The organism is Tunturiibacter empetritectus (assembly GCF_013410875.1).
GTDB classification, from domain to species: domain Bacteria; phylum Acidobacteriota; class Terriglobia; order Terriglobales; family Acidobacteriaceae; genus Edaphobacter; species Edaphobacter empetritectus.
In genome coordinates, this window is sequence record NZ_JACCCU010000002.1 from 895,252 (window position 1) to 907,392 (window position 12,141).

The 12,141-nt window shown below is 59.6% G+C and carries 11 protein-coding genes; 5 read left to right on the plus strand and 6 right to left on the minus strand.

The window, feature by feature from the left end; all coding sequences use genetic code 11:
* Positions 1 to 64: 64 nt before the first annotated feature.
* Both HDF08_RS15865 and HDF08_RS15870 read right to left on the minus strand, forming a co-directional pair.
* Positions 65 to 2,425: an N-acetylmuramoyl-L-alanine amidase gene (locus HDF08_RS15865; RefSeq protein WP_257031177.1), complete on the minus strand. Its 2,361-nt coding sequence runs from the start codon at positions 2,423 to 2,425 to the stop codon at positions 65 to 67.
* A 138-nt stretch (positions 2,426 to 2,563) separates the two neighbouring features.
* Complete coding sequence (locus tag HDF08_RS15870) at positions 2,564 to 3,250, minus strand: hypothetical protein (protein ID WP_179639573.1); 687 nt, start codon at positions 3,248 to 3,250, stop codon at positions 2,564 to 2,566.
* A gap of 145 nt (positions 3,251 to 3,395) precedes the next feature.
* Between HDF08_RS15870 and HDF08_RS15875 the strand changes: the two genes are divergently transcribed.
* The 3 genes from HDF08_RS15875 (at position 3,396) to HDF08_RS15885 (ending at position 5,877) form a co-directional block, all read left to right on the plus strand.
* A complete protein-coding gene (locus tag HDF08_RS15875; protein WP_179639574.1) occupies positions 3,396 to 3,566 on the plus strand; it encodes a hypothetical protein in 171 nt (56 codons plus the stop codon).
* 217 nt (positions 3,567 to 3,783) lie between these two features.
* On the plus strand, positions 3,784 to 4,491 hold the full coding sequence (locus tag HDF08_RS15880; RefSeq protein WP_179639575.1) for a metal-dependent transcriptional regulator: 708 nt from the start codon (positions 3,784 to 3,786) through the stop codon (positions 4,489 to 4,491).
* 57 nt (positions 4,492 to 4,548) lie between these two features.
* Positions 4,549 to 5,877 (plus strand): Nramp family divalent metal transporter, encoded by a 1,329-nt coding sequence (locus HDF08_RS15885; protein ID WP_257031178.1) that lies wholly within the window; start codon positions 4,549 to 4,551, stop codon positions 5,875 to 5,877.
* Positions 5,878 to 5,986: 109 nt separating this feature from the next.
* Here HDF08_RS15885 and alaS read toward each other — a convergent pair whose 3' ends face one another.
* The 3 genes from alaS to HDF08_RS15905 all read right to left on the minus strand — a co-directional run bounded on the left by alaS (position 5,987) and on the right by HDF08_RS15905 (position 10,454).
* Positions 5,987 to 8,965 carry an alanine--tRNA ligase gene (alaS, locus tag HDF08_RS21780; protein WP_257031179.1) on the minus strand — a complete coding sequence of 993 codons (2,979 nt, stop codon included), beginning with the start codon at positions 8,963 to 8,965 and terminating at the stop codon, positions 5,987 to 5,989.
* 31 nt (positions 8,966 to 8,996) lie between these two features.
* Entirely contained in the window at positions 8,997 to 9,410 is a 414-nt protein-coding gene (locus HDF08_RS15900) for a methyltransferase family protein (protein ID WP_179639577.1), read from the minus strand.
* Between the two features lie 129 nt (positions 9,411 to 9,539).
* Positions 9,540 to 10,454 (minus strand): hypothetical protein, encoded by a 915-nt coding sequence (locus tag HDF08_RS15905; RefSeq protein WP_179639578.1) that lies wholly within the window; start codon positions 10,452 to 10,454, stop codon positions 9,540 to 9,542.
* A 70-nt stretch (positions 10,455 to 10,524) separates the two neighbouring features.
* Here HDF08_RS15905 and HDF08_RS15910 point away from each other — a divergent pair, with 70 nt between their 5' ends.
* Positions 10,525 to 10,716 (plus strand): hypothetical protein, encoded by a 192-nt coding sequence (locus HDF08_RS15910; RefSeq protein WP_179639579.1) that lies wholly within the window; start codon positions 10,525 to 10,527, stop codon positions 10,714 to 10,716.
* A 33-nt stretch (positions 10,717 to 10,749) separates the two neighbouring features.
* Positions 10,750 to 11,133 carry an RNA-binding S4 domain-containing protein gene (locus HDF08_RS15915; RefSeq protein WP_179639580.1) on the plus strand — a complete coding sequence of 128 codons (384 nt, stop codon included), beginning with the start codon at positions 10,750 to 10,752 and terminating at the stop codon, positions 11,131 to 11,133.
* A 208-nt stretch (positions 11,134 to 11,341) separates the two neighbouring features.
* On the opposite strand, the gene HDF08_RS15920 is transcribed toward HDF08_RS15915, so the two are convergent.
* Positions 11,342 to 11,887 (minus strand): regulatory protein RecX, encoded by a 546-nt coding sequence (locus HDF08_RS15920; RefSeq protein WP_179639581.1) that lies wholly within the window; start codon positions 11,885 to 11,887, stop codon positions 11,342 to 11,344.
* Positions 11,888 to 12,141: the final 254 nt, after the last annotated feature.

Below are 12,141 nucleotides of genomic sequence, written 5' to 3' on the forward strand. Positions count from 1 at the left end.
TTTGGTTTGTCATTCCCGAATGGGGAATCTGCGTTTGCACTCTCTACCCCATGCAGCAATCGTCCTAGTTCCCGCTAGCCCGCTCCGTCGGCGTCTTCGCCCCACTCAACCCACCCGCATACCTCGCGACACCCTTGTACAGACTCTCCGCCACCCGCTCCCGATACTCCGGCTGCTGTAGCTGCCGCGCATCCTTCGCATTCGTCACAAACGAGATCTCCGCCAGAATCGAAGGCATATTCGCCCCGATCAGCACCACAAACGGAGCCTTCTTCACCCCGCGATCCTTCAGCCCCGCATTGCCCCTCTGCAGTCCGCCATACAGACTCTGCTCTACATCTCCTGCAAACTCCCGCGACTCCGCAATCTTGTCCTTCAGCGCAATCTTCTTCACCAAATCACTCAGTTGATGAATCGACTGATCCGACACCGCATTCTCGCGCGCCGCCGTCTCCAGCGCATCGGGCGACGAAGAGAAGTTCAAGTAGTAAGTCTCCACCCCCCGCGCACTCGCATCCGCCGACGAGTTCGCATGGATCGAAAGAAATAGATCCGCCTGCGCCTTATTCGCAATCGCCGTCCGCGTCTCAAGCGGAATAAACGTATCATCCGATCGCGTATAGATAATCTCCGACCCCAGCCGCTCATGCAGCAGCTTCCCCAGCCGCAGCGCCACATCCAGCACCACGTCCTTTTCTTCAATCCCATCCACGCCCAGCGTCCCCGAGTCATGCCCCCCATGCCCGGCATCGATCACGATCCGCCCAACCTTCAACCCCAGCGCCCGAACCATCGAGGTCTCGCCATCCGCCGTAGGCAACGCCGCCCGCGCCGGAACCGCATCGGCATCCCTCACACCTTTGCCGTGCCGCAGCTTCTTGGTGCTCGGCACAGGCACCGCCACATCAGCAGAGCTTGTTGCTGGCATAGTTGAAGTACCCGTCCCCGAAGCACCCGGAACACCAAGCCCTGAACCCTGAGCCCTATCTGACTGACTCCTATCCGACACCACCGCCGAGATAGGCTGCGACGTAGGCTGCGTCGTCGCCTCCACCCTGCCCGGCTGTGCACTCACCGCCGCCACATCGAACGAACTCCCCGACCTCACCGCCGTCGTATTCGGAACCGAAGGCGCAGGAGCCGCCGCCCTCTGCATTGGCACGCTCACCGCCGGAGCACCCGGCTCCGCCTTGCTCCCACCATGGATATCAATAATTAAGCGATAAGGATTCGGCAGCAGAAACGCCGAATACTCCGTCACATCATTAACATCCAGCACCACCCGCGTCATATCGTTTGAAAACTGCGCCGCTCGAATCTTCTTCAGAAAACCATCATCGGTCACCGCAAAACTCTTACCCACCAGCTCCTGCGCCAGACGCGTTCCATGCAGATCAAAGTAGATACGATCCGGATGCGGCACCCGCGCCGCTTCATAAGTCACATCGTCACCCAGATCAATCGCCACCCGCGTGTAGTTCGGCGTGGACCAGTGACGAATCCCCGTCACCTGCGCCATGTGTCCCCGCCGCACAACCTTCGCCACATGCATCGGCGCCCCACTCTGCGCTCCCGCATCGGAGCCCGAAGCCAAACCCGAAGCAGCATCAACCGCCCCATCCTCAGCAGCTAATCCCGGCGCCGCAAACCCCTGACCTGCGCCCCCCTGTCTCTCCCCAACTCCCGCCTGCCCCGCAGAACCTGTACCAGAACCTGTACCCAAAACCTTGGCATCACTCCCATCAGACGCACTATCCGTCGCTAGCATCCCGCCGACCCCAGCCTCCTTCGCAACCGAAGAAACCGAAGTCCCGGAAGATCCGAAAGTCCCGAAAGACCCACCCCGAGCCGCACCCACTACACCCTGATCCCTACGCCCTATCCCCTGCTCCAACGAAGCCAGCCCAGCCCTCGCCTCCTCCGCCATCTCATTCCGCGGATACTGCTTCACCAGCAGCGCATATCTCTCCCGCGCCGCGCCCGCATCCTGCAGATCGTTCTCATAGATCTGCCCCTCCGCCAGCAACGCCCCCACCCGCAGCGAGCTGCCCGGATACTGCGTCCGCAAAAACTCATACTGCCCCACCGCCGCCTTCAGACTCTTCGCATCATGCAACCCGCGCCCCTGCTCAGCCAGCAGCTCCGCCACCGAATTCACACTGTCGGGAGCATGCACATCTCCCGGAGCCTCGTGGTACACCGCACGAAATCCATCCATCGCCCGCGCATAATCTGCCCTGGTCCGCGTGCCCGTCGGCATCGCCTCCAGCGTCTCGCGCCCGCGCTCAGCCTGCTCCCACAGCGTCAACTCCGCATGCCGCTGCCGCGCCGCCTTCGCAGGCAGAACCTGTACCATCACGCAGCTCAGCACCACCGCGCAACCCGCACCCCACCAGACACCACGCCTTGTCTTTCTCAGGCCCATAGTCTTTTCAAAAAATCGACAGACTGCCTAAGTTTAAGAGAACCCACCCCGCAACGCCCGTGAAAAGAAGCCCGGTACACCCCCCGATACCCCCAGACCTTAGAAAAGTCTTCAGCTTTCAGCCTTCACCAAGGAGCACTACTTCCCGCCGCCAAAATCCTCATGCAACGACTTCGGCCCCTCCTTCCCCTCCAGAAAAGCCTTATCACTCAAAGAGGTAAGCTTTGCCATCAAGTCGAGATACATCAGGTGTCCCTTCCATATCCCGAATCGCTCCATCATCAGACTGGCCTGCTCCCGCGTCACAGGCCCGTGACCTAAGTTCGTCTTTCCAATCACACCCAGTAACTGCGACTGATCTTCCCAGTTCTTGTCCTGCGCCGCTAGAAACGCATCCTGCGCCTGATAGATGTCTGCATACCGCTGCGCCTCGGCGTATGGCATATAACCAAGCGCCCCGGTCGTCTGGGCCGTCTTCCACGCAGTCCCTTTCAAACTCTTATTCGAAAACGAAGCATTGATACTAGGCCCATCGGACTCTTGATCCTTCGGGTTCACCTGAATCCGCGACAGCAGATCCATATTCTTCTGCATCAGACTCTTCTCCTTCTGCACGTCCGCTACTGCGCCCTCCATCACCTTCGAGTTGTCTTCAATCTCCTCCCGCATCGTCGCCCGCGCCTCATTCGCCAGCTTGTGCTCGCGATGCCGCTCTACGCAGCCTTCGATCCCCACCGCAATCAATAGCCCCACCGTAATCGTCAACAGATGCAGCAGAAAATCCTTCACGCCATGTATCGGTTCATGCGGAGCATGTACATCCAAAGTCCCCTCCAGTACCGCGAATCTCCGTTGCCAAGGTCTGAGCAAGCAAACATCCGCTCCACCCTGCGACAAATTCTAGCGCACCCGAAACCTAGTTCTTTACAACGCCTGCCCGTCTGAACTTGAATCCTGTAAACTTCCACCCATGGTAGACATCGATCTTCTCGTCGAAGCGATTCGCAAACGCGGCCACACTGTCGAAAGCGTCTTCTCAGTCCCGGATAACGCAGGCGTCTACGAAATCGTCGTAGACGGCAATCTCCTCAACCTCGAAGAAGCCAGACAGCTTCTCGAAGACGAGCAAGAATCAAAATAGCCAATGCCCCTGAGCACCTGACCCTGAGCGAGTCGAACGGGAAGGCCCGTAGTCTGTTCTTGCCGTCATCCTGAACGGAGTGAAGGATCCCGACGTCTTCCACCTACCCATGCCGTTCAAACCTTCCAAACCAAACACCCACAGTTTGCCGTTATTCCCACCCCAGGCGTCATCTCCTGCGATGACAAATCGCCCTTACCATGGTTAACTTGCAATCATGTCGCAGGAAATCACAGTCTCGAAAGAAGACTACCTCAAGGCAATCATTGAAGCCGAGAGCGAAGGTCACATCGTCATCGCTGCCCTGCTCGCCCAGTGGCTGGAGGTCTCCGCACCCGCCGTCACCAAGGCCGTAAAGCGCCTCCGCGAAGACGGCTACATCGAAGCTGGCCGCGAAGGCGCCCTCAAACTCACCACCAAGGGCCGCGAAGCGGCACACCGCACCGCCCTCCGTCATCACCTCGTCGAACGCATGCTCTCCGAGATGTTCGGCATGGAGTGGCACCAGATCCACGCCGAAGCCGAGCGCCTCGAACACGCCATCTCCCCCGCCTTCGAAGCCAAGCTAATCGAAAGACTCGGCGAAGAAGGCGACTGCCCCCACGGCAACAAGGTCCTCCCCGAGACCCCCGCGCAGATCAAACGCCGAGGCCTCGTCGCCCTCTCCGAAGCCACCGAGAACACCGACTACGTCGTCGCCAGTCTCTACGAACGAGACTCCAGCCTCCTCGAATTTCTTCACGAGCTCGGAATCGGACCCAAAGTCGCCGTCCGCGTACAGAAACGCAACTACGACAACACCATGCAACTAAAGACCCCCAACGGCTCCGTGACCCTCGGCCAATCCGCCGCCATCAGGGTCTGGGTACGGCCAAGCTCAGGATCCAAAGAAGCGCATGAACCAAGGCGACGTAAAAAAAGGTAACCTCGGTTAACTCAATGTGGCATACTGCATATAAGACCGCACGTACCGATGCCGCCTATGCCCTCCCTCAAAGAACCTGACCGCGATCTGCGTCCGTCCCTCCCAGAGGCATTCTCCTCAGTGCGCCTCACGCAATCGCCCGGTTTCTGGCGCCGCCTCTTCGGCTTTCTCGGTCCCGGCTTTCTCATCTCCGTCGGCTACATGGACCCCGGCAACTGGGCCACCGACCTCGCCGGAGGCTCCAAGTACGGATACACCCTCCTCTTCGTCATCATGCTCTCCAACCTGATGGCGATCCTCCTCCAAAGCCTCTCCCTCAAACTCGGCATCGCCACCGAACGCGACCTCGCCCAGGCATGCCGCGAAACCTACAGCCGCCCCACCAACATCCTCCTCTGGCTCTTCGCCGAGATCGCAATAGCCGCCTGCGACCTGGCCGAAGTCATCGGCTCCGCCATCGCCCTCCAACTCCTCTTCCACATCCCACTCCTCCTCGGCGTCCTCATCACCGGCGCCGACGTCCTACTCATCCTGCTCCTGCAAAACCGAGGCTTCCGCTATCTCGAAGCGCTCGTCATCACCCTCATCGGCACCATCGCCGCTCTCTTCGGCGTCGAAGTCCTGCTCTCGCGTCCAGAGCTGCTCCCCATCGCCCACAACCTCTTCATCCCCTCCCGCGCCATCATCACCAACCCCGACATGCTCTACATCGCCATCGGAATCCTCGGCGCCACCGTCATGCCGCACAACCTCTATCTCCACTCCTCCATCGTCCAGACGCGTAACTATCCGCGCACCGAGCAGGGCAAACGCGAAGCCATCCGCTTTGCCAACATCGACTCCGCCACCGCCCTCATGCTCGCCCTCTTCGTCAACGCTGCCATCCTCATCCTCGCCGCCGCCGTCTTCCATCGCGCAGGCCACTACGAGGTCGCCGAGATAGGCGACGCCTACAAGCTCCTCACCCCCATGCTGGGCTTCGCCGGAGCCAGCACCATGTTCGCTCTCGCCCTCCTCGCCTCCGGTCAAAACTCCACCATCACCGGAACCCTCGCCGGCCAGATCGTCATGGAGGGCTTCCTCCACATCCGCCTCGCTCCCTGGCTGCGCCGGCTCATCACCCGGTCTCTCGCGATCATCCCCACCATCATCGTCACTTACTTCTACGGCGACAGAGGTGTCACAAAACTGTTACTTCTAAGCCAGGTCATCCTCAGTCTGCAGTTGAGCTTCGCCGTCTTTCCACTAGTAACTTTCACCAGCAACCCAGTGAAAATGGGCCCCTTCGTCAATCACGCGCGAACCAGAATCCTAAGCTACGCCGTAGCATTCCTCATAGCCGGACTAAACATCTGGTTCCTCATAGAAACCTTCCACCACCATTAACCACCGACCGAAGGAAGGACCAGCAGGTCCTGTCCCACCGAGACAAGGTATACGCGTCACGAAGTGACCGCCCCACGCGTAGTGGGCCCGTCTGGCAGGACACAGAGATTTACCCCAGCAACCCGCCCACCACCTCCGCCGCACCCTTCAACGCCGCATCAAGCGACCCCACATCGCTCCCGCCGGCCTCCGCCAGATCAGGCCGCCCGCCACCCTTCCCACCAACCTGAGCCGCCAGCAACCCAACAATCTTCCCCGCCTGCACCCGCGCCGTCAGATCCTTCGTCACACCCACAATCAGCGAAACCTTCCCTGCAGCAGAATCCGCCGCACCCAGCACGACCACGCCACTTCCCAACTTGATCCGCAGCGAATCCACCAGCTCCCGCATCTGCGCCTTCTCCACACCATCCACCCGCTGCGCCAGCACCTTCACGCCCTTCATCTCCACGGCAGACGCGCCAGCGTCAGATAAAGATGAACTCGCCGCCTTCATCCGAACCGTATCCAGCTCCCGCCGCAGCTTCTTCATCTCCTCCTCCTGCGCCGCAATCCGCGCACGCAGAGCCTCCGCCGGCGTAACACCCTCAGACGAGCTCCCCACCCCCGAACCCACGAAAGCCCCCACCACCTTCGCCACATCGAAGTCTCGCCGAAACTCATCCAACGCCCCCGTACCCGACACCGCCTCCACCCGCCGCACGCCCGAAGACACCGACCCCTCCCCTACCACCTTGATCACGCCAATCTCGCCCGTAGCCCCCGTATGAATCCCGCCGCAAAGCTCCGTCGAAAAGTCGCCGATCTTCACCACCCTAACCTTCTCGCCATACTTCTCGCCAAACAGCGCCATCGCCCCCAACTCATTCACCGCCACGTCGATCGGCACATCCACCAGCGTCTCCACCTTCGTATTCCCCATCACCTGCCGATTCACAATCTCCTCCACCTCGCGCAGCTCCTCCTCGGCCACACCCGTAAAGTGCGAGAAATCAAACCGCAATCTGGCCGCATCATTCAACGACCCCGCCTGCTTCACATGCTTGCCCAGCACCTCGCGCAACGCCGCATGCAACAGGTGCGTCCCCGTATGGTTCCGTATCGTAGCCGCCCGCGTCGCCGCATCGACAACCGTGTCCACCATATCGCCCGCCGCAATCGTCTGATTCGCCCTCACCTTATGCGCAAACACCCCCTGCACCGGCTTGGTCGCGCCACTCACCTCAGCCACCACCAGGTTGTGGTCTCCCGAATACAACCACCCCACATCCCCAACCTGCCCACCCGAGTCCGCATAGAAACTCGTAGTATCGAGCACCACCTCACCCGTCTCGCCACCCTTCAACTCCGGCACACCAACGCCGTCTTTCACCAGCGCCAACACCTTCGCCCCATCCACCCTTAGCGTCGAGTACCCTTCAAACTCCGTCTTCGGCAACTCCCGATAAACCGGCGCCGCCGACTTCTGCGACCCACCCTTCCAACTCGCCCGCGCCCGCTGCTGCTCCACTTCCTTAGCCGCATCAAACCCAACCAGATCGATGTACATCATCGCGTCTCGAGCGGCGTCGACCATGAAATCGAAGGGGAGACCATAAGTTTCAAAAATAGAAAAAGCTTTGGCGCCATCTATATTTCTGCTGATCGATATTAGGTTGGTTGGATTCTCAGAAGCCTTCAAGGCAACGTCATATAGCAAGTTGATTGCATCACGATCATTCAATGCAACTTTGTCTTGCTCTAATTTGAAAGCCGCTATCGGATCCGCGTGCAGATTCGCAATCGAAAGTTCGTATTGGTGGTAAAGAAAGCCTTTATATGGTGCAGTCGACAGTATCGGAATCAATACATCTTTCTTTGTTTCGATGATCAAATCATTAAATCGACGGGATGCACCATCCATCACCCGAGCAAACTGCTCCTCCTCCGCCAGCACAACCTTGCTAGCCCGCTCAGCCGACTCCTTCAACTCCGGATAAGCCGTCTGCATCTCATCCCGAACCGCAAACACCATCTGATACATAAACGGCTTCTCCTGCCCCAGCAGCCGTCCATGCCGAATCCCACGCCGCAGAATCTTCCGCAGCACATACCCTCTGCCCTCATTCGCCGGCAGCACACCGTCCGAGATCAAAAACGTAGCCGCCCGCGCATGGTCCGCAATAATCCTCAAGCTCGCACGCGACCGCTCATCGACAGCATGCTCCGGCTCGACCTTATGCCCGGTCAGCTCCTCCGCCCGAGCAATCAGCGGAGTAAACAGATCCGTTTCAAAGTTCGACAGCACACCCTGCAACACCGCCGCAATTCGCTCCAGCCCCATCCCGGTATCGATCGAAGGCTTAGGCAGCGGAGTCAGCGTCCCATCGCTACTCCGGTCAAACTGCATGAACACCAGATTCCAAACCTCGACATACCGCTGCTCATCCTGCGGAAACGGCATATCAACCCCCGCCTCCTCCGCAGCCCCCATCCCCATGTCGTAAAAGATCTCACTACAAGGCCCACAAGGCCCCGTATCCCCCATCTGCCAAAAGTTATCCTTGGCCCCCATCCCAAAGATCCTCTCCTTCGGCACCCCAATCTCAATCCAGAACCTCTCCGCCTCATCATCCCGCGGAACCTTCGCGTCCCCTTCAAAGATCGTCACGTAAAGCCGCGCAGGATCGATCCCAAAACAATGATCGTGATTCGAAGTCAGCAGCTCCCACGCATAAGCAATCGCATCTTTCTTGAAGTAATCCCCAAAGGAAAAATTCCCCAGCATCTCAAAGAACGTATGGTGACGCCGAGTAAACCCGACGTTCTCCAGGTCGTTGTGCTTGCCCCCCGCACGCACACACTTCTGCGAACTCACCGCCCGGGTGTAATCCCGCTTCTCGTTCCCAAGAAAAACATCCTTAAACTGATTCATCCCCGCGTTGGTAAACAGCAGCGTAGGATCGTTCACCGGCACCAGCGAAGAAGAGTGCACCCGCCGGTGCCCCTGTCCGGTCGCATCCGACACCTTACCCTCAAAAAACCGCAAAAAATCTTCCCTGATTTGCGTTCCCGAAAAAAAACGCTGGCTGCCCGAACGATTCGTCATAGACCTTAAAGTCTACCAGCGAGCCCGCGCCTCAAAACCACGTCCTGCTCTTGTACCGCGCGTACTCCTCCCCAAACGCCCCCGCCAAAACCCGTTCTTCCCTGCGAGCCCTCACCACCTGCATCGGCACAAGCACCAACGCCACCACCACCGGACCCCATACAGAAAAGAAGAGCGAGACCCCCACCGTAAACAATCCCCCAAACAGATAAATCGGATTCCGAATCCGCGAGTACAGCCCCGTCGTTACCAGCCGGCTAGCCTTCGCCTTGATCGAAAACGAACTGCCGAGCTGCCACCGCGCCAGCACAAACAACGGAAACGATATCCCAGCGATCACTGCTCCAATCACCTTCGCCGTACTCCAGATCACCTCCGACGGATGAGCCAGAAGGAGACCAAGCGTAAAGATAACGACAGCAAGCGTCAGCAGATTTGCTTTCATACCAGTCCCAGCCCCTTCAGTGCTGGCCTTCAGTGTAGCCGCGACCGGGTGCAGGGTGCCCCATATCTCGATTCTGAGATGTAGGCATTCGCGCCACGCGCGAACCGCTCTCCACCACAAGCACTAACGCTAGCCGACCAACCCCGGCACCCACGTCTGCCCCTCCATCCGAAACACCTCATCCTCCGTCTTCCTCAGCTCCGCAAACTCCCCGCGATGCTCCGTCATCACCAGCGCCGTCACCAGCGCGTCGAACGCATCCTCCAAAGCCCGCGCCTTCGCCACCACCCCCCGCGGCAGCCCCGCATACAGCGCACTCTCCCTCCGCTTCTTCGCGAGATAAGCCGTCCGCGCCACCTCCGAGCTCTTCGTCACCGCCCCCGTCATCAACCGCGTATAAATCTCCACCACCAAAGGAGCACTCCGCACTGAAGGCTCATCATAAGGCCAGATCCGAAACCCAGCCGCCCGCAACACCAGCAACCCCGGCATCCCCCGCAGCGAAGCCGTCCCTACCGCCCCCGCCCCGCCAATCTGAAACACCGACTTCGGCGCGATCCCCGCAATCTTCGCTACCTGCAGCGGGTCTGTCATCTCCGCCCTCACCTTCAACACCGTCTCCGCCCTCCGCAACATCCTGTGCGCATGCTCTCCGCTGAACTCCGCCGGCTTCTTCCCATGCCGCCTCGACCCCACCCTCCCCCAGAACCGCACATCCGCGCACTCCCGATGCAGCCACTCCTCCCCGCGTCCACTCGCCACCAGCTCCCAGAACTCAGGCGCCGACCCAATCCCCAGCTCCCGCAAAAACCACTCCGGATAACTAAACGAAAAATCAAATCCCACCACCATCCGCGGAGTCTCGCGGCTCATCTCCACCAGCCACGCCACCAACTCCTCCCGCGTTCGCCCACTCTCCAGCGTCACCCGGCCGCCCGTAGAGGAAGCCGTCCAAACCCCAGCCCAGATCTTCCTCCGCTGCCCCGGCCCCTTATCGCCCGACCAATCCACCCCCACCACCCGCTCGAGCCCGCTCTCCGCCATCCTCCTATCATCTACCCAAGGGAACTTTTCCCCAACGAACCACGTTTAATCTCCCAGGAGAGAAACACCAATGCTCAACCTTCTACTCTTTTTGATCCTCATGATCGTCTGCTGGCCCCTCGCCCTCGCGGCACTCCTCCTCTATCCGCTAATCTGGCTGATCCTCCTACCCTTCCGCCTCATCGGCATCGTTGTCGGTGGCACCTTCGAGCTCATCGCCGCGCTCTTCTATCTCCCCGTGCGAATGCTCCGCGCCATCTAACACCTGCCTGCAGAAGTAGAAGAAAATAGATCCATGACTGGCACCCGTATCGACAAGTGGCTCTGGGCCGCCCGCTTCTTCAAGACCCGCGAGCAAGCCTCCAAAGCCTGCGACCTCAACCGCATCACCTCGAACAACCTCTCCGCCAAGCCTGCACGTGAAGTCCGCATCGGCGACATGCTCCGTATCAAAAATGAAGGCGGCGAGTTCGAAGTAGAAGTCCTCGCCCTAAGCCAGCAGCGCGGCTCTGCAGCCGTAGCCCAAACCCTCTACCGCGAAACCGAAGACAGTAAAGAGGCGCGCCGCAAAGCCGCCGAAGAGCGCAAACTTCTCGGCCCCATCGCCTACACCGCCCCCTCCAAGCGCCCCAGCAAGCGCGACCGGCGCCTCATCCACAGCTTCCGCGGCGACTATTAAAGATAGGTCCTGCCGGACGGGCCTCCTGCGCGGAGCGCGGTCACTTCGTGACGGGTATACCTTGTCGTGACAGAATGAGACACTCCCTCCTCCCGTTGGTCGGCACAAAATTCAGCTTGCGACCAACGGGAGCACCAAGCGAAGCGGTATACAAGTCACGAAGTGACCGCCGCCCGCGCAGGGCGCCCGTCCGGCAGGACCTGTCATTTCAATCCATCTCCTCCTCCACTCCAGCCAGAGCCTCCTCCGGCAGATCCCACTCCCGCAGCACCTTAAAGATCGCACTCGAAGAAAACCCAGCCCGCATCAGCCGATTCATCGTCCGCACCGTCTCCTTCTGAGCGTTCTCCCCACCAGGCTTCTTCATCCGCTTCCGCGAAATATACTCCCGAGCCAGCTCCACTTCATCCACCTCGCCATAAGCCGACTCCAGCGTCGAGGCCACCAACTCCTTCTCCACACCCTTCATCATCAGATCCTGCTGCACCCGCCTCTTCCCGAACTTCTCGTTCTCCTTCCGCACCCGCGCATAGCCCTCCGCAAACTTCTCGTCACTCACATAGCCGAGCTCCTTCAGCCGCACCATCACCGCATCCATCGCCCGCTCGCCCGCCTCACCCTCCTCCGCGCGAGCCTTCATCAACCGCCGCAGATCCCGCACCGTCCGCATCCGCCGCGCCAGCGCCCCCACCGCATACTCGAACAACCCAGCCTCACCCACCGGCTCCCGCTTCTTCGGCCGCACAAACGCCATTCGCGAATCCCCTCAACTCATTCTCCACCAACTCAATCACTCCATCTTCCCTCTACCATTAAAAACTCAACCGCCCGAAAAACGTCATCTTGACCGGAGTGAAGCGGAGTGGAGAGACCCCCGTATTCAGCTCTCGCTGTTGCATTGCCTTTGCCTTTGCCGTCCTTGTTTGTCATTCCCGAAGGGAATCTGCGTTTGCACTCCCTACACCACGAAGCAAATCCATCGATCTTAAGATTTCGTTCTCTGACACC

Excerpts from the sequence above, each read along its gene's own strand:
- HDF08_RS15920 (WP_179639581.1), bottom strand. The coding sequence starts at position 11,887 with ATGGCGTTTGTGCGGCCGAAGAAGCGGGAGCCGGTGGGTGAGGCTGGG.
- alaS (WP_257031179.1), bottom strand. The coding sequence starts at position 8,965 with ATGACGAATCGTTCGGGCAGCCAGCGTTTTTTTTCGGGAACGCAAATC.
- HDF08_RS15905 (WP_179639578.1), bottom strand. The coding sequence starts at position 10,454 with ATGGCGGAGAGCGGGCTCGAGCGGGTGGTGGGGGTGGATTGGTCGGGC.
- HDF08_RS15900 (WP_179639577.1), bottom strand. The coding sequence starts at position 9,410 with ATGAAAGCAAATCTGCTGACGCTTGCTGTCGTTATCTTTACGCTTGGT.
- HDF08_RS15885 (WP_257031178.1), top strand. The coding sequence starts at position 4,549 with ATGCCCTCCCTCAAAGAACCTGACCGCGATCTGCGTCCGTCCCTCCCA.
- HDF08_RS15880 (WP_179639575.1), top strand. The coding sequence starts at position 3,784 with ATGTCGCAGGAAATCACAGTCTCGAAAGAAGACTACCTCAAGGCAATC.
- HDF08_RS15915 (WP_179639580.1), top strand. The coding sequence starts at position 10,750 with ATGACTGGCACCCGTATCGACAAGTGGCTCTGGGCCGCCCGCTTCTTC.
- HDF08_RS15875 (WP_179639574.1), top strand. The coding sequence starts at position 3,396 with ATGGTAGACATCGATCTTCTCGTCGAAGCGATTCGCAAACGCGGCCAC.
- HDF08_RS15910 (WP_179639579.1), top strand. The coding sequence starts at position 10,525 with ATGCTCAACCTTCTACTCTTTTTGATCCTCATGATCGTCTGCTGGCCC.
- HDF08_RS15865 (WP_257031177.1), bottom strand. The coding sequence starts at position 2,425 with ATGGGCCTGAGAAAGACAAGGCGTGGTGTCTGGTGGGGTGCGGGTTGC.